This window comes from Thalassospira permensis NBRC 106175 (genome assembly GCF_000714555.1).
GTDB classification, from domain to species: domain Bacteria; phylum Pseudomonadota; class Alphaproteobacteria; order Rhodospirillales; family Thalassospiraceae; genus Thalassospira; species Thalassospira xiamenensis.
In genome coordinates this window covers 1-18,670 of the sequence record NZ_AUNC01000035.1, presented here as the reverse complement: position 1 = coordinate 18,670, position 18,670 = coordinate 1, and the positions used below count along the sequence as shown (strand labels likewise).

General features: G+C 56.8%; 20 protein-coding genes. 8 read left to right on the top strand and 12 right to left on the bottom strand.

The genetic code is table 11. From position 1 onward, the window contains the following. Positions 1–166: 166 nt before the first annotated feature. Positions 167–676: a DUF3429 domain-containing protein gene (locus SMB34_RS16190; RefSeq protein ID WP_037991653.1), complete on the top strand. Its 510-nt coding sequence runs from the start codon at positions 167–169 to the stop codon at positions 674–676. A gap of 65 nt (positions 677–741) precedes the next feature. Here the strand turns inward: SMB34_RS16190 and metC are convergent, their stop codons facing one another. Beyond that, complete coding sequence (gene metC, locus SMB34_RS16185; RefSeq protein WP_037991652.1) at positions 742–1,926, bottom strand: cystathionine beta-lyase; 1,185 nt, start codon at positions 1,924–1,926, stop codon at positions 742–744. 233 nt (positions 1,927–2,159) lie between these two features. Between metC and SMB34_RS16180 the strand changes: the two genes are divergently transcribed. Next, positions 2,160–3,116, top strand: coding sequence for a threonine ammonia-lyase (locus SMB34_RS16180; RefSeq protein ID WP_037991651.1), 957 nt, complete (start codon positions 2,160–2,162; stop codon positions 3,114–3,116). 127 nt (positions 3,117–3,243) lie between these two features. Here SMB34_RS16180 and rpmF read toward each other — a convergent pair whose 3' ends face one another. The 5 genes from rpmF to SMB34_RS16155 all read right to left on the bottom strand — a co-directional run bounded on the left by rpmF (position 3,244) and on the right by SMB34_RS16155 (position 6,449). Next, complete coding sequence (rpmF, locus tag SMB34_RS16175) at positions 3,244–3,423, bottom strand: 50S ribosomal protein L32 (protein ID WP_007090029.1); 180 nt, start codon at positions 3,421–3,423, stop codon at positions 3,244–3,246. Between the two features lie 41 nt (positions 3,424–3,464). Continuing rightward, a complete protein-coding gene (locus SMB34_RS16170) occupies positions 3,465–4,139 on the bottom strand; it encodes a GNAT family N-acetyltransferase (RefSeq protein ID WP_037991650.1) in 675 nt (224 codons plus the stop codon). Next, positions 4,136–4,687 (bottom strand): GNAT family N-acetyltransferase, encoded by a 552-nt coding sequence (locus SMB34_RS20725; RefSeq protein WP_167332776.1) that lies wholly within the window; start codon positions 4,685–4,687, stop codon positions 4,136–4,138. The genes SMB34_RS16170 and SMB34_RS20725 overlap by 4 nt, the downstream gene beginning before the upstream one ends. A 24-nt stretch (positions 4,688–4,711) precedes the next feature. After that, positions 4,712–5,569, bottom strand: coding sequence for a 3-mercaptopyruvate sulfurtransferase (sseA, locus tag SMB34_RS16160; RefSeq protein ID WP_037991649.1), 858 nt, complete (start codon positions 5,567–5,569; stop codon positions 4,712–4,714). Between the two features lie 169 nt (positions 5,570–5,738). Beyond that, positions 5,739–6,449 (bottom strand): alanyl-tRNA editing protein, encoded by a 711-nt coding sequence (locus SMB34_RS16155; RefSeq protein WP_084716665.1) that lies wholly within the window; start codon positions 6,447–6,449, stop codon positions 5,739–5,741. Between the two features lie 294 nt (positions 6,450–6,743). Here SMB34_RS16155 and SMB34_RS16150 point away from each other — a divergent pair, with 294 nt between their 5' ends. The 3 genes from SMB34_RS16150 (at position 6,744) to SMB34_RS16140 (ending at position 8,685) form a co-directional block, all read left to right on the top strand. Beyond that, complete coding sequence (locus SMB34_RS16150; RefSeq protein ID WP_156962692.1) at positions 6,744–7,439, top strand: hypothetical protein; 696 nt, start codon at positions 6,744–6,746, stop codon at positions 7,437–7,439. Positions 7,440–7,523: 84 nt separating this feature from the next. Continuing rightward, a complete protein-coding gene (locus tag SMB34_RS16145; RefSeq protein ID WP_037991646.1) occupies positions 7,524–8,045 on the top strand; it encodes a hypothetical protein in 522 nt (173 codons plus the stop codon). Between the two features lie 361 nt (positions 8,046–8,406). Further along, positions 8,407–8,685: a hypothetical protein gene (locus SMB34_RS16140; RefSeq protein ID WP_037991645.1), complete on the top strand. Its 279-nt coding sequence runs from the start codon at positions 8,407–8,409 to the stop codon at positions 8,683–8,685. A 95-nt stretch (positions 8,686–8,780) separates the two neighbouring features. On the opposite strand, the gene SMB34_RS16135 is transcribed toward SMB34_RS16140, so the two are convergent. Then, positions 8,781–9,944 (bottom strand): PA0069 family radical SAM protein, encoded by a 1,164-nt coding sequence (locus SMB34_RS16135; protein ID WP_037991644.1) that lies wholly within the window; start codon positions 9,942–9,944, stop codon positions 8,781–8,783. 132 nt (positions 9,945–10,076) lie between these two features. Further along, a complete protein-coding gene (locus tag SMB34_RS16130; RefSeq protein WP_037991643.1) occupies positions 10,077–11,702 on the bottom strand; it encodes an inverse autotransporter beta domain-containing protein in 1,626 nt (541 codons plus the stop codon). Between the two features lie 364 nt (positions 11,703–12,066). Between SMB34_RS16130 and SMB34_RS16125 the strand changes: the two genes are divergently transcribed. Further along, positions 12,067–12,699, top strand: a complete 633-nt coding sequence (locus SMB34_RS16125; RefSeq protein ID WP_037991642.1) for a LysE family translocator — start codon at positions 12,067–12,069, stop codon at positions 12,697–12,699. A gap of 23 nt (positions 12,700–12,722) precedes the next feature. On the opposite strand, the gene SMB34_RS16120 is transcribed toward SMB34_RS16125, so the two are convergent. The 3 genes from SMB34_RS16120 to SMB34_RS16110 form a co-directional block, all read right to left on the bottom strand. Next, positions 12,723–12,908 (bottom strand): hypothetical protein, encoded by a 186-nt coding sequence (locus SMB34_RS16120; protein ID WP_037991641.1) that lies wholly within the window; start codon positions 12,906–12,908, stop codon positions 12,723–12,725. Between the two features lie 4 nt (positions 12,909–12,912). After that, a complete protein-coding gene (locus tag SMB34_RS16115) occupies positions 12,913–14,484 on the bottom strand; it encodes an L-lactate permease (protein WP_037991640.1) in 1,572 nt (523 codons plus the stop codon). 177 nt (positions 14,485–14,661) lie between these two features. Continuing rightward, positions 14,662–15,681, bottom strand: coding sequence for an LLM class flavin-dependent oxidoreductase (locus tag SMB34_RS16110; protein WP_007090015.1), 1,020 nt, complete (start codon positions 15,679–15,681; stop codon positions 14,662–14,664). 135 nt (positions 15,682–15,816) lie between these two features. On the opposite strand from SMB34_RS16110, the gene SMB34_RS16105 reads away from it, so the two are divergent. Next, on the top strand, positions 15,817–16,326 hold the full coding sequence (locus tag SMB34_RS16105) for a P-loop nucleotide/nucleoside kinase family protein (RefSeq protein WP_037991639.1): 510 nt from the start codon (positions 15,817–15,819) through the stop codon (positions 16,324–16,326). 3 nt (positions 16,327–16,329) lie between these two features. On the opposite strand, the gene SMB34_RS16100 is transcribed toward SMB34_RS16105, so the two are convergent. After that, positions 16,330–17,247, bottom strand: coding sequence for a LysR family transcriptional regulator (locus tag SMB34_RS16100; RefSeq protein WP_037991638.1), 918 nt, complete (start codon positions 17,245–17,247; stop codon positions 16,330–16,332). Positions 17,248–17,356: 109 nt separating this feature from the next. On the opposite strand from SMB34_RS16100, the gene SMB34_RS16095 reads away from it, so the two are divergent. Continuing rightward, positions 17,357–18,637: an MFS transporter gene (locus SMB34_RS16095; RefSeq protein ID WP_037991637.1), complete on the top strand. Its 1,281-nt coding sequence runs from the start codon at positions 17,357–17,359 to the stop codon at positions 18,635–18,637. Positions 18,638–18,670 lie beyond the last annotated feature (33 nt).

The following is an 18,670-nucleotide window of genomic DNA, read 5'->3' as shown; positions in this document are numbered from 1 at the left end:
CATATCGACAGCCCGGCCGGGCCCAGCATCGTGATTTCGGCTGCGGGGCTGTTTGTCCTGAGCGCGATGATGGTTCCCATTCTGCGCCGTTTCCAGGCGTGCTGGGGTGATCAGTCAGGGATAAAATAACGTAGAACGAGCATCTTGCGCCCAAACGGAGCTCGTCATGGAAGACGCAACCAATTCACCGCAGCAACCCGGTTCAATTCGCGCGATCAGGAGGGATGGATTTTTTGCGGTTATTCCACCTGCTGCGCGCTGGTTCGGGTTGACCGGCGCCATACCTTTCATGGTGCTCTCATTTGGGGGCGAGTTCTTATCGCCAGCTCATCAGTCTTATGCGCAGTTTTCGTTGATGGCTTACGGGGCGGTAATTCTTTCCTTTTTGGGTGGTGTGCACTGGGGAAGAGCGATTGTACCGCCAGAGCATGGCCGACTTGAGGATAAAACCTTGTGGGTGCCGCTTGCGATCAGTGTGACCCCGTCGCTATTCGGGTGGGGTGCGTTGCTGATGCCAGGATTTATCGCGCTGCCGATCCTGGCGGCGAGTTTTGCCGCAATGCTTCTGATTGATCTGTTTATGGTCAGGATCGGTTCTTTGCCGGAGTGGTATGGCAATTTGCGTGTGATTCTTTCGACGGTGGTTGTGGCCTCTTTGCTTTTTGCGTGGGTATAGGATGATTCTGCAAAAAGGGCGCCGAAATAATTCTGGCGCCCTTTTGCGTTTGACTGCGGGATATCTTAGTCTTTTGCCAGACGGGCAAGACCTGCTTCCAGATCGGCGATCAGGTCGTCGGTGTCTTCGAGGCCGATATGAAGGCGGATCAGTTGGCCGTCTTCGTCCCATTTGGTTGCGGTGCGGATGTTTTTCGGATCGGATGGCAGGATCAGGCTTTCGAAGCCACCCCAGCTAAATCCCATGCCAAACAGATCCATGTGATCGACCATATTGGCAAGCTGCGGCTTTGTGACCGGCTTCAGGATAAAGGAAAACAGGCCCGATGCGCCGGTGAAGTCGCGTTTCCAGATGGCATGGCCCGGATCATCGGGCAGGGCCGGGTGCAGGACACGTTTGACTTCGGGGCGGGTTTGCAGCCATTGGGCGACCTTGATGCCGCTTTCATGATGCTGGCGCAGGCGCACGCCAAGGGTGCGAAGCCCGCGTTGTGCCAGATAGCAATCATCGGGACCAACCGCATCGCCCGATATGATGATCTGTTTTTTAATCGTCAGAAGGTTTTCTTCGGTGGCGGTGGTGATCGTGCCCAGCATGACGTCGGAATGACCGACGATGTATTTTGTGCCGGCCTGTACCGATACATCAACCCCCATGTCAAATGGACGGCACAGCATCGGCGATGCCCAGGTGTTATCGAGCAATACCTTGACACCGCGTGCACGGGCCGCCGCCGAAATCGCCGGGATATCCTGCATTTCGAAGGTCAGAGAGCCGGGGCTTTCGCACCAGACAAGGGCGGTATTGTCGCGAATGAGCCCCGCGATATCACCGCCGATGGCCGGATCGTAATATTCGGTTTCAACGCCAAAGCGTTTCAGAAACGTGTTGCACAGATTGCGCGTCGGGTAATAGGTGCTGTCGGTGACCAGAATATGATCGCCCGGTTTGACAAAGGCGAGGATCGCATTGGTGATCGCCGCCACACCGGATGATACGCATAGGGTGCCAAAGCCGCCTTCAAGCTCGGCCACGGCTTCTTCAAGCAGGAAGCGTGTCGGAGTTCCGTGCCGCCCATAGGTCACCTTGCCCGGCGCGGATGAGCCGGCCTTTTCAAGGTCGGCCAGGCTTTCAAACAGGATGGTTGATGCATGAAGAACCGGCGGGTTTACCACGCCGTGATATTCGCTGGATCGACGTCCGGCATGGACCAGTTGGGTTGCGGGCTTTTGGGGGCGGTGACCTGACATGGGTGGCTTTTCTCCTTGGATGCGTCGGGGGTGACGATGCGACGACGCGCGGGGCCTTGAATTTCTTCTATAACTCAAAGCATTTCAGATCATCGGGTTCAAGGTTTTTTCACCGCAAAGAGTTGTGAAACCGGCATTTTGCGATATTTCAAGCCTTATGCCTCGCGTCCGGTTCCGGGCCGCGTTACAACAGGTAAAACCCGTTTAACACTATCCGACTTGCAGGAGGCCCCGTGCTTGAACTTCAGGATTTTCGCGCCGCGCGTCGTGCCATTTCCGATCACATGCGCCTGACGCCGGTATTTGCCGCCGGTATTTATGGCGACAAGTCGGTTTTCCCCGACCGGGATCATATTCCGGATTTGTATCTGAAGCTTGAAAACATGCAGATATCGGGTTCGTTCAAGGCACGCGGCGCGATGAATGCCGCCCTTGCCCTTGATGAAGACAAACGCGCCGTGGGCCTTTGTACCGCATCGGGGGGCAATCATGGCATGGGGGTGATCAACGCGGCCCGTGTGCTGGGAGTTCCGGTCAAGATATTCCTGCCAACCAATACGCCAAAGCCCAAGGTCGAAAAGCTGCGCAAGCAGGGTGTTGATGTGGTCCTGATCGGGGCGGTCTGGGATGATGCCAACCGGGCGGCGATGGATCATGCGCGTGAAAGCGGCATGGCCTATATCCATCCCTTTGCCGATCCAAAGGTGATCGCAGGGCAGGGCACGATTGCGCTTGAGATGCTTGAACAGCAGGCCGACCTTGATACGCTGGTGGTGGCGATTGGCGGTGGCGGGTTGATTTCAGGGGTGGCGACAGCGGCCAAGCTTTTGCGGCCCTCAATCCGGGTGATCGGGGTCGAGCCGACTGGTGCCCCGACCTTGTTCGAGAGCCTCAAGCATAACGAGGTCGCGACATTGCCAAGTGTGAATACAGCGGCCACCAGTCTGGCGCCGCGTCAGTCATCGGCGTTGAATGTTGATCTGATTGGCAGGAATGTCGACCGGATCGTTCTGGTCAGCGATGATGAAATGCGCGATGCGGCGCGCTGGCTTTGGCGGGAATTGGGAATTGCCGTGGAGCTTTCGGCGGCTGCCGGGATTGCCGCAGTGGCTTCTGACCGGCTGGGTGTTGAAAACCCCGGCAAGATTGGGGTCGTGATTTGCGGTACCGGTTCGGACGGGATGGCGTGATCAAATAAAAAAGGACGAAACCGCTGGGCTTCGTCCTTTTTTAAACCAAACGCCATCCGAAAAACGGATGGCGTGGAAACTTGTAGCGTCGCAAACCGCCAAAGAGCCAAAGCCCTCCGGTGCGGAATTACATCTTCGGCTCTACCACCTGACGACCACGGTACATACCGGTGTTCGGATCAATGTGGTGCGGGCGATGCAGTTCGCCGGTTTCTTTGTCTTCGCGGTACGAGCCCTTGGCGAGCTTGTCATGCGAGCGACGCATGCCCTGACGGGACTTGGTCACTTTTTTCTTTGGCACTGCCATGGGTCATCATCCTCTGGCTTGGGTAAACTCAGGCGCGCTTGTTAACGTGCGCGGTCGGGAAAGTCAACGATCAAAGTGCCGGAATTTTCATTTTCCTGCGACCTTTCGGCTTTTTTGCCGTGATCGGCACCGGCATCATGATCAACATGATGGTCGATGGCCGGTATCAGGCCGGTATCACGCGGATCGTCAACAATATCTGTTCGCTGGTCGTATACACCAAAGCCTGCCTTCTGGTAAGCCCCCAAAGCACTTGGATGATCGAGCGAACATGTATTGACTGTTATGCGTTGCGGTTTAAGGCCCCAGGCGGTGTCAATCGCCCAGTTCAGAAGGTATTTGCCATAACCCTTGCCGATGAAATCGGGGATCAGGCCCATATAATGCAGGTCGATCACGCCGGTTTCTTCAAGATCGGTCAGGTCAAGTTCGGCAAACCCGGCCGGGACGCCGCCGACATATAAAACGTAAACGTGGGTTTCGGGGCGGGCCAGAATTTCGGCAAGTTCGTCATCACCCATCAGGCGGCGGAACCACCACAGCCACGGTTCGCCGACCGTATCATAAAGGTAGCGATAAAAGGACAGGGTGGGGTTTTCGGCGCGCACGATGGCGACCTTGCCCGGCGGGATGGTTGCCGCAGGGCGATCTGGCGGATCAAGCATTTCAAGGAAGGTGATGACGACTTCCAGCTTGCGCGGGTTGGATGCACTCATGACTTCAGCCTTTTTCGCATAACCACAAAATCGGTGCCGATTTCAGATATTTGCGTGTTGGTTCGTGGGACGGTTTCGACAATTTCATAGCCGAGCTTGCGATAAAAATCATGCACTGTCGGGTCTGTGACCGTGACCTTGTTTACAGCAAGGCCGGTGGCGGCAAGGATATCCTCCGCCAGGGCCAAAAGACCCGATCCAAGGCCGGTGCCGCGCGCATCGTTGGCCACGGCAAGATAATGAACCCAGCCACTTTCACCGTCATGACCGGCCATGATTGTGCCGATGATTGTAGCGTCTTTTGCCGATCGTGCCAAAATCACGCTGCCACGCCCGGAATTCAGGCATGTGGCGAGATCACGACCAGCATCGTAGCCCGGTCCGGTCAGCCCTGATTTATACCAGAGGTCGCCGATGGCGGCGATGTCGTGCGCGGTCGGTGATTGCAGTCTTTCAAGAAAAAAGCCCGGTTCTTCCTTTCTGTCACTTTTGCCTGCCGCTTTGTTCGTGGCGGCATCGGTTTGGGGCAGGGTGAGGGAACCGGGCATTTTCATATCTGTTGATGGTTGGCGTTATGCCGGGCCCTTGTCGACCGGGCTTCCTTCGGTGCTGGCCCATTCGGCCCAGGAACCGTCATAAACCGCGACTTCCTTTTTTCCGGCGATATAGGCACCAAGGGCAAGCACGCAGGCGGTCACGCCCGAGCCGCAGGAGGCAACGACCGATTTATCCAGATTGACGCCTGCATCATGGAAAGCGGTGCGAATGGCATCGGCATCCTTGAAGGTGCCGTCAGCATTCAGGAGCCTGTCAAACGGCAGGTTATAGGAACCCGGCACATGGCCAGCCTTGCCCCAGGGTTCGTCGGCATCGCCGGTGAAGCGTTCGGTTGCGCGGGCATCGACCAGCTGTTCGCGTTTGCTTTTGACGTTTGCCAGCACCTGATCATATTCGCGCAAAAGGAAGCTGTTGGCGCGCGCGGTGAAATGGCGTTCGCGCGGCGGGGTTGGTGCATCGGTCACCGGGCGTTTTTCCGCCAGCCATTTCGGCAGGCCACCATCAAGCACGGCGACATCGTGATGCCCGAAATGGCGCAGCATCCACCATACCCGGCAGGCGGCAAGGGCGGACCCCGTCTGGCCGTAGACCACGATGCGGACACCATCGCCAAGGCCAAGCTTGCGGACCTTGGCCGAAAATTTGATTGCGTCGGGCATCATGTGGGGAAGCGGCGCGCTATCGTCGGCGGCGATTTCGTCGATATCGAAGAATACCGCGCCCGGAATATGCTGCGCGTTATAAATCTCGCGCGCATTTTTGTTCTGGGCGGGCATGTACCAGCTGGCATCGACGACGCGAACGTCGGGTGCATCAAGGTGATCCGCAAGCCACTGGGTGGAGACCAGTGCGTCGGAAGTTGGGTTGGTCATCAAAGAGACTCCGGTTTGCAATGGTGGGTATTGCGCGATCCGGGGCGTTTCCGCAGATCTGTAACGTCAAATTCAAATGTTTCTTGTTTTAATTTCTATCCGTCCTGAAAGCGCATGGCAATATCCCGACTGAATTCGGGGATATGCCGATTGCGCGTTTCCGGGGAATTCATTCATCAAAGACGATATTGATGCGGCGGTTCTGACGGCCTTTCTTTTCGATCTTGGCAACCAGAACCCTGCCGATTTCGGCCGTACTTTTGACATGCGTTCCGCCGCAGGGCTGATAATCGATCCCCTCTATCGTGACGGTGCGGATGCTGTTTCCATCCATTGGCGGCTGTACCGACATGGTGCGAACCAGTTCGGGGTTGGCTTTAAGTTCCGCTACGCTGATTTCACCGTCATAGACCTCGGCATTGCGTGCGATCAGTTCGTTCAGTCTTGCGGTCAGTTCATCCTTGTCAGGCGCTTCATCAGGCAGGTTGAAATCAAGCCGCGCCTTGTGGGCGGCGATATTGCCGCCTGTGACGTCGCCTTCGACAATTGCGCACAGCAAATGCAGGCAGGTGTGAAAGCGCATCAGGCGGTGGCGGGTTTCCCAATCCAGTTCGGCCGTGATGGTATCGCCGATTGCGGGCAGGTCATGCCCCTCGGCGATGATATGCAGGATTTTGCCGCTGTCGCGGTCCTTGATCGTGGTTGCGACCGGTATTTCACGGCCATCGGCGGTTTTGAAAATCCCGACATCGCCGGTCTGGCCACCTGCGGTGGCGTAAAACACGGTTTGGTCCAGTTCGATGCCGCGGTCGGAAATCGACATGATTTTGGCGTCGCAGTTCTGGCGATAGGCGTCTTCGCGAAACAAAAGGCGGGTCACAGACTCCTCCATCCTTGGTGGCATCCTTGGTGGCGATCAGATCATGCGACCGTCGGTTTACCGCCAAAATCGGGGCGGCGGCGAATGTGCCCTTGATGGGGCGGGGCAGCATCACAGGGACGGTCCGGTCTGAAATCTTGCAGTGAAATCATGGTGCTGCGCGAAGGCTTGGTTTGTCGAGGAGTTTTTGTGAATGTGGTGTTTGTATAAAGTGATACATAATTTCGGGATTAATGTTGATGTATGTACGAAATGTATGGTATCCCCTTGGCCCAAATTGGGGGTGAAAGAAACTTGGCTGCTGTTATTCATGTCAAACTGACGGGCGAAGGTGATTTCGGGCCGGTGGATCTCGAATGTGCGATCCCGCCTGCGCGCCTGCCTTTGGTGATGGCGGCCCTGTTTGGTTCTCCGACCAGTTTGCGGGCGGGGGCGGCGCAAGGGGGCGGTGCGGTTGATCATGGGGCAGCTTCTTCGGGGGCTTCGATGTCCTCTGCTATATCGCCTGCGGCATCATCTTCGTCTGCCCCATCTTCGACAGTCGGGCCTGAAGGCTTTTCGCGGGAAATGCCTGCTGGCGTGCAATTCCCTGTAACGGCGCGTCCTGATCGATCCGGCCCGGTTCTTTCATCGGCACACCCGGCTATTGTTGGTGAAGGCGCAACGGATGCGATTGATCCGGCGAACTTCCTGATTGGATATATTGGCAATCTGGGGGATCTGATTGCCCGGCTTCAGCCGCGCGGTTTTGCCGAAACCATCCTGATTGCGGCGATCTGGCTGCATTACCGCGATGGGCGCAGTTTTGTGACGCGCGACGATATCCGGCGGTTGCTGCGGCGGCAGGAACATCTGCGCATGCCCCGGAATTTCGGTCGCGATTTTCATACCGCAATCACGCGGGGCTATATCGAACCGGTCGACGAGGACGGGGGATTTGCCGCGACCGGAACCGGGTATCAGTGGTTTCGTGACGCTTGTATTAAATGATACAAAAATCCGATAAAGTGGTTGACGTTATGTATTGGTAATGTATCATTATTGACGTGGGACAAGAAAACAGGCGGGGACAAAATGCGGGAATGGGAAGTACGGACAAGCTGCAGGGTCTGGCGCGGGCGATATGTGATCCGTGGGGGCGTTGATCGCATCGCCAATGATATCGTCAGCCTGCAGCAAAGCCGCTTTCCGGGGATTGAAACCGGCAAGGTTTCTCTTCGGGTGGTGACAATGGCCGTGATGGCGGTTCTGGCCGAGGAATGCTGCGAAGACGGCGTGACGGCAGCGGAACTTTCGTTTTTGCTGACCACATGCCTTGGTCGGCCGATTTCGCCGACCCGGATCGAACGCGAAATGGAAACGCTTTCGGGGCTGGTCTGGTCCGGGCCGTGGGGGGCGGAAACGCTTTATGTTCTTGAAAAGCGCGGTCTTCGCTTTTTTGAAAGCGCGCGCATGATGGCGATGAACGACACCGACGCCCAAAGCAAGGATTTGACAGAATATACAGGCGCGGAGGAAGGCGGGGTTTTGCCGAAGATCGATCCGTCGATTACGGCAAGCCCCGCCCCACACGCCCGGTACCGGGTGGTGGGATAAACCGCCATTATCCGGCTGATCAACAACACCCGCCTAACGGCTTTGCCCGGGCGGGTGTTTTGCTGTGTGCAGCATTGAACTGGTGCCCCGGTGGGCTATTCACAGCAACTGCATCTGCCCGTTGGCATTCGGGCGGACAAAGCTGCTGCAATCAGGCTTGACCTGAGAGCATAAGGTACGTAATGATTTAAAGATGGAAAACATTGTTACGCATCAGAACGCCTATTTTACGTCGTGCACATAGCGCGGCGCCTGTTGATGTGTTTGTAAATTAAACCAAGACCGGCTGCCCCAGGGCGGCCTTTGTTTTTTCCATAAACCGGTTTGCCCGAGGTGGCCCCACCAACAAGGAAACCGGAAAATGACCCATATCTCCCTTGCGGATCGCATGCCGACACTTGATTTCACGCCCAATGCCCTGAAAGACGGGATCGGGGTGGTGCCGCTTATTCTGATGGCGGGGTTTGCCGATACCATTGCGGCAGCGAGCGCGCTGGTCGCAAATGGTGCTGTCATAATCGAGGACAAACAGATTGTGGATCCTGATCATCATATCCTCAGTTACGCGTTTGATGATGGCGAGGTATTGCGCCTTACCGTTGGCGGCCAAAGGACAATGCTGATCCGTCGTGCAGAGTGATTGGGGCGGAGTGACCGGGGCGGAGTGATCGGGTTGGTGCCCGCCGGTCGCGCGAGCAGGGCTTGGGTGTGAGGAGGGCGATGTTGCTGGTGATTTCAGAACAGCGACATTTGCCCGTTCGCGCTGGGGCGGACAAAGCCGCTGCAATCAAGGTTGAGCGACCGGCCGGTCATGCCGTGTTTTTTGCGTGCGGCATCAAACCGTCTGGCGATCAGGTCGGCAATCGGGCCGGTGCCGCGCATGCGGGTGCCAAATTCGGATTGATAGCGTTCGCCGTCGCGCATCTGGCGGATCAGGGACATGACCTTTGCCTTGCGATCAGGATAATGGGCCGCAAGCCATTCTTCGAACAGGTCGGCGATTTCAAGCGGCAGGCGGACGACGATGTGCGATACGGACGTTGCCCCGGCGTCATGAACAGCGGCAACCAGATTTTCGATTTCCATGTCATTCAGGCCGGGAATGATTGGCGCGCACAGGACCGTGACCGGGATACCGGCATCGGCAAGTTTGCGAATGGCATCAAGCCGACGGTGCGGGGCGGAGGCACGCGGTTCGAGAAGGTTGGATAATCTGTGATCAAGGCTTGTGACCGATATTGCGACAGATGCGCGGTTTTTGGCGGCCATTGGCGCAATCAGGTCGATATCGCGGGTGACAAGTGCGCCCTTGGTGATGAGTGAGAACGGATGCTGGCAATCCGATAGCACCCTGATGATCGATCTGGTTAGTTGTTTTTCACGGTCTACCGGCTGATAGGGATCGGTGCTGGTGCCAATGACGATCGGGGCGGGCATATAGCTTTTGACGGCGAGCTGTTTGCGCAAAAGGGTCGGGGCGTCGGGTTTCCAGAACAGTTTTGTTTCAAAATCCAAGCCCGGCGACAGGCCCAGATAAGCGTGGGTTGGCCTGGCAAAGCAATAGATGCAGCCATGTTCACAGCCGCGATAGGGATTGATCGAACGGTCAAACGGCACATCGGGGCTTTGATTTCTGGTAATCACACTGCGCGCGCCATCAATGCCAAGGGTGGTGCGGATGCGCGGCGCGTCCTGATCTTCGATCAGGCTGTTCATCCAGCCATCATCGACCGCCTGATGGATATGGCGTTCAAATCGGCCATCAATGTTCGATACTGCCCCGCGGCCCTTTTGTCTGCGCGCGGGCAGCAGATCCGGATCAAAATCCGGATTGATCCAGCCTTCGCCCGGTTGGGCGGTTTCGATGTGATCTGATGTCGGTTCGATGATGTTTCGCATATGTTCAAATTATAGAACAAAATAGGAACATTCAAGCGAAATACGTTGTACCCAGGTTGCCCCCGCCGATATCAACGCGGACAGCGGCAGACCGTTGGCATGACATCATCCGGTTATCAACAGCATTCCTGATTAAGGGCAGGTCGGCGTTGCTGTCGTGAAACTGATGGAGCCGGTGCTTGTCCCGCCACCGACATTGCATGTGCTTACATTGCCGCTGTTGCCGGAGCCGGAGAGATTCGTATTGTTCAGGTTAAAGAAGATCAGGTGGTTGTTTGTCGCCCCGCTGACATTGAGTGTGTTGTTCTCGAAGACGAGGTTGTCTGATCCGATGACTGACATGGCATAGGCAAAGGTATCGTTACTGGTGGATGTGATCGTATTGCCGCGAATGACGGTGTTTTGTGCGTTTCCGATCACCTGTATGCCAAAGGACGTGTTGCCCGTGGCGTTGCTGGTCAATGTGCTATTGATGATTTCGACGTTATTCACGCCGTTGATCCGCACTGCTGCGGTTGCCTGCGTGTCGGAGGTGGAGACGGTAACGCCGACAAGGCGGCTGTTGCTGGCCATGTTGAAAATATGGCTTGGACTGCCGAAACCGACCGGAGAGGATCCTTCGCCGCTTAGGCTGGCACCCGGTGTGGTAATGGTCACGGTACGACCGGAAGGTGTTTGAACGCTGAGGTCGCCAGCCCCCATGATGGTTTGACCATTTTGCACATCAAGTCGGCTGTTCACGTTGGCAAAGCTGCCATTCAGGATCACGGTCGAATTGGCACCGGCGGATGAGATGGTCGTGGCGAGGTCGGCACTTGATGTTGTTGCACTGCTGACAAGTGTGATGGTGTTGCCGTTGGCTGTGCTTGTTATTTCCTCTGCCGTGGTGAATTGCCCGGCCTGACTGACGATATCAATGTCGCGTATGATCGGATCGGTCATGCGGCGTTCGATAGCGTTCAGGCGCGGTTTGGGATTATCGCCAAAATCCTGAAGCGGAATGCGCAGGCGGAAGCTGGCAAAGCTTTGTGTGCCGCGCGGGTCGTCATGCTGGATTTCAGCCCCCAGCGAAAAGCGCGAACCTTCCCACAGGAACGGTATTTCATCAAAGGACAGGTCAAGCCGCCCGCGAGGTCCCTGTAGCGTGTCCACATCGTCTTCGGTAAAGCGATAGCCGCCTGCGTAAAGGCGCAATTGTTGTGGTGCCGTGGCTTCAAACAATGGTGCGCGCCAGCCGATTTCGGCATCAAAACCGCGAAGAGCGCGTTCTTCGCCCTGACGGTACATGATCGTGGTGCCGGAAAAATCCGCCGTGCTCAGGCTGTCTTCCATATAGCTTGTCCTGCCGACCGGCATATAGGCATTGGCGCGAAAATCCCAGTCAAGCGAAAGGGCTTCGGCCCCGAAAGTCACCTGATTGAATTTGTTGTCATACGCGCTATGGCGGCGATCAAAATAACCATAACCGCCAATATTCCAGCCGCTATCAAGCATCTGGCGAATGCCGACACCGAAATTGCCCTCGTGACTGTTGGCATCATCCATCCGCGCGCGGATATTGGCAAAGGCCAGGGTATCGTCATCCTGCCATAGCGGAATGAACAGATCGGTTTCACCAAGGTTGCGGTCGGTGCCGGCCTTGCCTTCCAGATCGATATGCGGTCCCCATTTGTTGCCGCCATCTGCGTCCTGAGCATGCGCGGATGGCGCGAAAGCGACGGCGCAGCTACAGACAAATCCAACCGCATATTTTTTCATTTTTGTCTTCAATCATTTTGATCTGGCTTATGCGCGGCAGGAAAAAATCGCTGGCATTTTGCGCATCAGACAGATCGGCAGTTAAGCCAGTTCATGAAATGGAAGTCCGAGGATTAGGGGATTTGCGCATGGGTCGCCACAGCAACGGCAGGGATGCGATATTTTCCTGCGCGAAGTGGATATCCATTGCGTTTTATGGATAGGAAACAGTGCGAGGCGCGCAAAAGAGGACTATTGAGCCCCGACTTTTTGTCGACCTTTTAAATTGCCTTTTCGATTGTCATGTATCGGTACAATCGCGCGCTTGCCGGTTTTTACAATCCATCTATAGTTTCGGGGCCACCCTTTTTATGGAGCCATTCCGATGGATTGGACACAGTTTGTCAGCTTTACGCTTGTCACCGCCCTTCTGGTGATGTCACCGGGCCCCAATGGCGTTCTGATTGCCAAAACCGTTCCGACATCGGGCCGTGCGGCAGGTTTTGCCAATGTTGCCGGTTTCGTGACCGCCTTTTACCTGCATGGCACATTGTCGATTTTAGGGATTTCGGTGATCCTGGTGCAGTCGGCACAATTGTTCATGATGGTGAAGATTGCCGGAGCGGCATATCTTTGCTGGGTCGGGTTCAAGGCGCTGCGTGAGGCGTGGCGCGGGGTTAAAACCGTTGCCGAAGTGGCACCTGCCAAACGCCGCAGGACGCTTCTGGTGGCGTATGGCGAAGGGTTTCTGACCAATGCGCTTAACCCCAAGGTATCGATTTTCTATCTTGCGGCATTTCCGCAATTCATTCCGGTCGGTGACGGGGCGATTACATCGGCCTTCATGCTGGTTTGCGTGCATGCCAGCATCAATATCATCTGGTTTTCTGCGATGATCATTCTGTTATCGCGCCTGACAGGCGTGGCGCGCAGCGGATCGTTCCAGCGGGCGTTAAAGGCCGTGACCGGCAGCGTGTTTATTGCGTTCGGGATCAAGCTTGCGATGTTCCGGCCCTGATATCGGGCCGGGCCGGAATACGATCATTTCCGGATGGCGATCAGGGCCATGACAGCGGTAAACAGGCCAAACAGAATGCCGCCCACCGGAATGCCAGCAAGGATACCGGAAAGGGCGGCATCTTCGTTGATCAGGGCTTCGAACGCGACCAGCGGCAGGATCAGGGATGCCAGAAACAGAAAGACCGGATTGAACAGTTTGTTTTTCATGGTCTTAACCCCCGATCATCGCAATCAGCAACAGGCCCAGCGCCATGAAGCCGCAAAGGGCGGTCAGAAGCACACCGGTTTTCAGCACGACCGACAATACCGGTCCTTCCTTGCCCGAAAGCCCGACCGTCGAACAGCCGACCAGAATTTTTGACGGGGCCAGCATGCTGCCAAGCGATGCACCGGTTGCCTGTGCGGCCAGAACAAGGGCGGTTGAAATGCCCGAAAGTTCGGCGGTGTGGCGCTGGAACATGCCAAAGACCACGTTGGAATTATTCGTGCTGCCGGTCATGAAGGCACCCAAGGCCCCGATGGCCGGGGCCACCACCGGATAGGCGATGGCAAAGGAGCCGGAAAACAGCGCAGCACCGCCTTCGGCCAGGGCATAGGTCATGCCCGCGTGATCCATGATGATGGCAAGGCCGATGACCGGCACCATGCCGATGCTGGTCGGAAGGCCGCTTTTGACCGTGCGTTGCCAGATACGTCTGGCGATGCCGTTGTCATAGCGTCCGCGGATTTTGAAAAAGGCAAAGCTGATGGCGGCGGTATAAAGCAGCAACGCGCCGGGATGGCCAAAAATGGCAATCGGTTTGGCGCTTTCGGCGTCGATATTCCAGCCCAGATCGGTTGAGATTGCCGGGAAATCGAAGGTCAGGCGAAGGCCGGACAGGAAATCCTCGACCGGGGGAACAAAGGTTGCCAGACCGACAATCACCATGAAAACGAGGTAAGGGGTCAATGCCTCGATCAAAGGCATGTGGTGATGATCGTCATCCCCGTTTGGTTCGGTGACGTCATCGGGATGGGGTTTCCAGAACCGGGTGACGATGATCGAGGTGACAAGCCCGGCAATCCCGGCGGTCAGCCCGCCCAGCGTCCAGACGCCGTAATTCGCCATCAGATATTGAACGACACCCATCACACCGGCAATCAGCACAAGCGGCACGATCCGGCGGCGCACGGTGCGAAAACCGCCATCCAGCCACAGAACCGCCGCACCACAGGTAAAGCCCGACAGGCCAAGCAGAATGGCGGAATAATGCGTCAGTTCGGTACCGGGAATGCCGGTCACGCCGATCAGGGCCTCGAACGAGGTTGCCATATTGCCAAACAGCACCGACCAGCTATGGCCGATCATCGGGGCGGCAACGGCGATGACGGGCGAGAACCCCATGCCGAGCAAAAGCGGTGCGATGACCGCAATCGGCACACCAAACCCCGCGACGCCCTGCAAGAAGGTGGCAAACACATAACCAAGGATCAGCAATTGCAGCGGGCGATCATCGGTTAGCTGGCGGATGGCGCGCCCGATGGTTTTGATGGCACCGGCTTCTTCGGCCGCGAAATAAAGGATCAGGGCGGCCCAGACGATATAAAGGATATAAAGCGCCAGCATCACGCCCTTGGCCTGGGCGATGATCAGCATATCGGTCGGTGCACCAAACGCGATCATGGCGATGGCAACGGTGACAAACCATGCGGCCGCACCGGCGCGTGCCGCGCCCCAGTTTGCCTTGATCATCAGAAACAGAATGGTGGCGATTGGCAGGGCAGCCAGAAGGAAGTCTGTCATGGGGGCGAGCCAAAACCTTTTGGAACAATGTGTTGCGGTTGATTTTCCAACCGGGCCGACATCTTGTCCCAGTGCTTCTGCAAGCGCAAGAAAACAGTTATGGCATTTCGTATGATGAAATACAAAACCGGGCCCGGCTGGTTTCAGTCGAGCCCGGTGATTGTCTGACTAATTGTTTCAGGCGCAGTTTTGCGCGGTTTGTTCGGTTTCAAGTTCGTCGCGCAGTTCTGCGGCAATCGAGAATGATTTCAGCCGTGCCGCGTGATCAAAGATATTGGCGGTGACCATGATTTCATCGGCCTTGGTCATATAGATGAAATCGCGCAGTTTTTTGCGTACGGTGTCGCGCGAGCCGATTGCGGCACAGCGCATGGCATGATCAACCCCGGCCTTTTCCACCCGGTTCCAGATGTCATCCATCGATTTGACCGGTTTGGGCAATTGACCCGGCGAACCGCGCCGCAAGTTCAGGAATTGCTGCTGCATGGAGGTGGCAATAAATTCGCCTTCCTCGTCGGTATCGGCGGCGAAGAAGCCCATCGCGGCAATCGCATAGGGTTTATCAAGCTGTTTGCTGGGTTCAAACCGGTGACGATACAGCGACAGTGCATCCATCAGCATATCGGGCGCAAAGTGCGACGCAAAGGCAAAGGGCAGGCCAAGACGTGCCGCCAGGTCAGCCGAAAACAGGCTGCTGCCCAGAAGCCACATCGGGACTTCGGAGCCATAACCCGGAACGGCCCGGATCGGCGGATTGCCTTCAAGGGGGGCAAGGAACTGCTGGACCTGAAGCACGTCCTGAATGAAGCGTTCCTCGGTCCCGTGCATATCACGGCGAAGGGCGGCGGCGGTACGTTGGTCCGTACCCGGTGCGCGCCCGATGCCAAGATCGATACGGCCGGGATACAGCGCATCAAGGGTGCCGAACTGTTCGGCAATCACCAATGGCGCATGGTTGGGCAGCATCACACCGCCCGAACCAACCCGGATGGTTTTGGTGCCCGCCGCGACATGCGATATGACAACCGAGGTTGCAGCGCTGGCGATGCCGGGCATGTTGTGATGTTCGGCCAGCCAGTAACGATGAAAGCCGAGCTTTTCGGCATGCTGGGCCAGTTCAAGCGTATTGCGAAGCGCATCGCGCGGATGTTCGCCCTCGTTCACGGGGCAAAGATCAAGAACGGAAAAACGGGGCATAGGCATAATCCCAATTGGGCGCAGGCCGAAAACGGCGCGCCGGATTTCAGTGTTGGGATTAATCTAGCCCAAAATCAGATGCTTGCCAGTCAGGGAGTGTCGGTTTTAGAGTCAGGGCCGGAGAAAGGATAGAATATGCTGATCATTTTTGGCGGTTTGCCCGGTGTTGGCAAGACATCCATTGCACGCGCACTGGCGCAAAAAATCGGTGCGGTGCATCTCCGGATCGACACGATAGAGCAGGCGATCCTTGATGCCGGGGTGCCACCCGATGATGATATCGGCCCGGTCGGCTATATGGTTGCCAACCGGCAGGCGACCGATAACCTTAAACTGGGTCTGACGGTGATCGGGGATGCGGTCAATTCGGTTGAAGAAACCCGAAGTGAATGGCGACTGGCAGCAGAGCGCGCCAGTAAACCCTATGTGCAGATTGAGCTGATCTGTTCCGATGCGGGGGAGCATCGCCACCGTGTCGAAACCCGGCCCTGTGACATTGAAAACCTGCATCAGCCCGACTGGGACAAGGTCCTTGGCCGTCATTACGAGCCGTGGCACGGGGTTGATCTGATTATCGATACGGCAAAGATGACGGTGGATCAGGCCGTCGATGCAATTTGCGGTGTGATCGATAAAAATAAATAAGGTTCAATTGTTCAGGTCGTTTTCCTGATCTTCTGCGCGATGCGCATTCAGCGTGCGGCTGACGAAATTGCGCAGTACGGTCGAGATATCGTTGCTGCGATAGGCCAGTGCGAGATGCGCCATCGGGACATCGCCCGCGACCTTGCGATAGACGACGCCATTGACCTGCAATTGTGCCATGGCGGCGGGGACGAGCGAGAAACCGAGTTCGGCGGCGACAAAGTTGATCACCGATCCCAATTGCGGCGCACTTTGCCCCATGACCGGTTCAAACCCGGCGGCACGGCAGGCGGCAACGACGATATCGAAATGGGTTGGTCCGACCTGGCGCGGGGTCAGGATCAGGGCATCATCGCGCAGGGTTTCGAGTGCCACCGTTTCATGCCGGGCGGCCGGATGACCCGCCGGAAGCACGATCAGCATCGGTTCGGATTTCAGGCGATGCAGTTTGATGGCATCGCTGTTGGCAGCACCTTGGCGCAGGAAGACGGCATCAAGCTGTTCGTCCATAAGCGCATTCAAAAGGCGGGCGGAATTGTTTTCTTCCAGCGTCATTTCAACGCCGGGATAGGCGCGCCTGAAATCGCGGAAAACGCGCGGGACGCTGGGGCTAAAGGCGGCGGATGCGGTGAAGCCCACCCGGATCGAGCCGATTTCACCGCGACCGGCGCGCTGTGCGGCGCGGACGGCGCGTTCCGCCAGTTCGGGGAAATGCTGCACGATATCGCGAAAGGCAATTCCGGCCTCGGTCAATTCCGCGCCATGCGGGACGCGGTGAAACAGCTGGGTGCCGATTTCGGTTTCAAGATCGCGGATCTGCTGGCTTAGCGGCGGTTGACCGATGCCGATGCGGGCTGCGGCACGGGTAAAGTTCCCCTCGCGGGCGACTTCAAGAAAATATCGAATATGGCGCAGTTCCATCCGGTATCTCCAAAACATATCGAAAATGACTGTGACATATATTGGATCGATATCGCAAAAGCTGCAATCCTTTCGGTCAGATCAGAATTCTTCAAAACGAGGCCGGAATATGAGTGCCTATCGGGCGAAAAGCCCCGCAGCGCAGGCTGCCAATGATGATATCAAGCCAGCCGCCGCTGGGGCCGAGCCGGTTTATACCGAACCGGGATCGCCGGAATTCCGCCGGATCAGTCTGGCGCTGTTTCTGGCGGGGTATGCGACCTTTTCGCTGATTTACTGTGTTCAGCCGCTATTGCCGGAACTGGCGCGCGATTTTGCCGTCAGCCCGGCATCCAGTTCGCTTGCGCTGTCACTGACGACCGGGTTTCTTGCCTTTGCCATCCTGCTTGCCGGGGCGGTGTCCGAGGCATTCGGGCGCAAGCAATTGATGTTTGCATCAATGTGCGGCGCGTCGCTTTTGAACCTGATTGCACCGCTGCTTTCCGATTGGCATGCGTTTCTGGTGGTGCGTGCGCTTGAGGGCCTTATTTTAGGTGGGGTTCCGGCGGTGGCGATGGCGTATCTGGCCGAGGAAATGCATCCGCGCGGCCTTGGCACCACGATGGGAATTTACATCAGCGGGACCGCACTTGGCGGCATGAGCGGGCGCGTGGTGATCGGCATTCTGACCGATATGTTTGGCTGGCATCTGGCACTTGGCGCGATGGGAGCGCTTGGTTTGCTCGCCGCCCTTGGGTTTGTCATTCTGTTGCCGGCATCGCGCAATTTCGTGCGCCGCCCCGGATTTCAATTGTCGTATCATATCCGCGCGTGGGAAGGGCATCTGCGCCATCCCGGCCTGCCATTCGTGTTCCTGATCGGGGCATTTGCGATGGGCTGTTTTGTGACGGTGTATAATTATGCCGGGTTCCGTTTATCCGCGGCCCCCTATGACCTGAGCCAGGGGCAGATCAGTCTGATCTTTGTGGTTTATCTTTGCGGGATGGTGACGTCTTCCATTGCCGGTGCCATGTCCGACCGGATCGGCCGGGGCCCGGTTTTGCAGGCGGGGATCCTGATTGCAGGTGCCGGGGTTGCCTTGACGATGCTTTCCAGCCTTTGGGGCATGATTGGCGGCATCATGGTCCTGACCAGCGGCTTTTTCGTGGCTCATTCGGTGGCAAGTGGCTGGGTCGGGCGGATGGCGAAACAGTCCAAGGGACATGCGTCGTCGCTTTATCTGCTGGCCTATTATCTGGGGTCTAGCATCATGGGATCGGTTGGCGGCTGGTTCTGGTCGCATGGTGGCTGGGACGCGGTGGCGGCATTTGCTGGCGCACTTCTGATTGGTGCAGCGATTTGCGGAACTTACCTTTGGCAGGTCGCAAGACGGGCTGAGGCCGTTGCCTGACACACAAAAAGAAACCCCCGCCAGAAGGCGGGG

Coding starts and splice junctions, on each gene's coding strand:
- SMB34_RS16190 (WP_037991653.1), top strand. CDS start 167: ATGGAAGACGCAACCAATTCACCGCAGCAACCCGGTTCAATTCGCGCG.
- metC (WP_037991652.1), bottom strand. CDS start 1,926: ATGTCAGGTCACCGCCCCCAAAAGCCCGCAACCCAACTGGTCCATGCC.
- rpmF (WP_007090029.1), bottom strand. CDS start 3,423: ATGGCAGTGCCAAAGAAAAAAGTGACCAAGTCCCGTCAGGGCATGCGT.
- SMB34_RS16170 (WP_037991650.1), bottom strand. CDS start 4,139: ATGAGTGCATCCAACCCGCGCAAGCTGGAAGTCGTCATCACCTTCCTT.
- SMB34_RS20725 (WP_167332776.1), bottom strand. CDS start 4,687: ATGCCCGGTTCCCTCACCCTGCCCCAAACCGATGCCGCCACGAACAAA.
- sseA (WP_037991649.1), bottom strand. CDS start 5,569: ATGACCAACCCAACTTCCGACGCACTGGTCTCCACCCAGTGGCTTGCG.
- SMB34_RS16145 (WP_037991646.1), top strand. CDS start 7,524: ATGCGGGAATGGGAAGTACGGACAAGCTGCAGGGTCTGGCGCGGGCGA.
- SMB34_RS16140 (WP_037991645.1), top strand. CDS start 8,407: ATGACCCATATCTCCCTTGCGGATCGCATGCCGACACTTGATTTCACG.
- SMB34_RS16135 (WP_037991644.1), bottom strand. CDS start 9,944: ATGCGAAACATCATCGAACCGACATCAGATCACATCGAAACCGCCCAA.
- SMB34_RS16130 (WP_037991643.1), bottom strand. CDS start 11,702: ATGAAAAAATATGCGGTTGGATTTGTCTGTAGCTGCGCCGTCGCTTTC.
- SMB34_RS16125 (WP_037991642.1), top strand. CDS start 12,067: ATGGATTGGACACAGTTTGTCAGCTTTACGCTTGTCACCGCCCTTCTG.
- SMB34_RS16120 (WP_037991641.1), bottom strand. CDS start 12,908: ATGAAAAACAAACTGTTCAATCCGGTCTTTCTGTTTCTGGCATCCCTG.
- SMB34_RS16115 (WP_037991640.1), bottom strand. CDS start 14,484: ATGACAGACTTCCTTCTGGCTGCCCTGCCAATCGCCACCATTCTGTTT.
- SMB34_RS16110 (WP_007090015.1), bottom strand. CDS start 15,681: ATGCCCCGTTTTTCCGTTCTTGATCTTTGCCCCGTGAACGAGGGCGAA.
- SMB34_RS16105 (WP_037991639.1), top strand. CDS start 15,817: ATGCTGATCATTTTTGGCGGTTTGCCCGGTGTTGGCAAGACATCCATT.
- SMB34_RS16100 (WP_037991638.1), bottom strand. CDS start 17,247: ATGGAACTGCGCCATATTCGATATTTTCTTGAAGTCGCCCGCGAGGGG.
- SMB34_RS16095 (WP_037991637.1), top strand. CDS start 17,357: ATGAGTGCCTATCGGGCGAAAAGCCCCGCAGCGCAGGCTGCCAATGAT.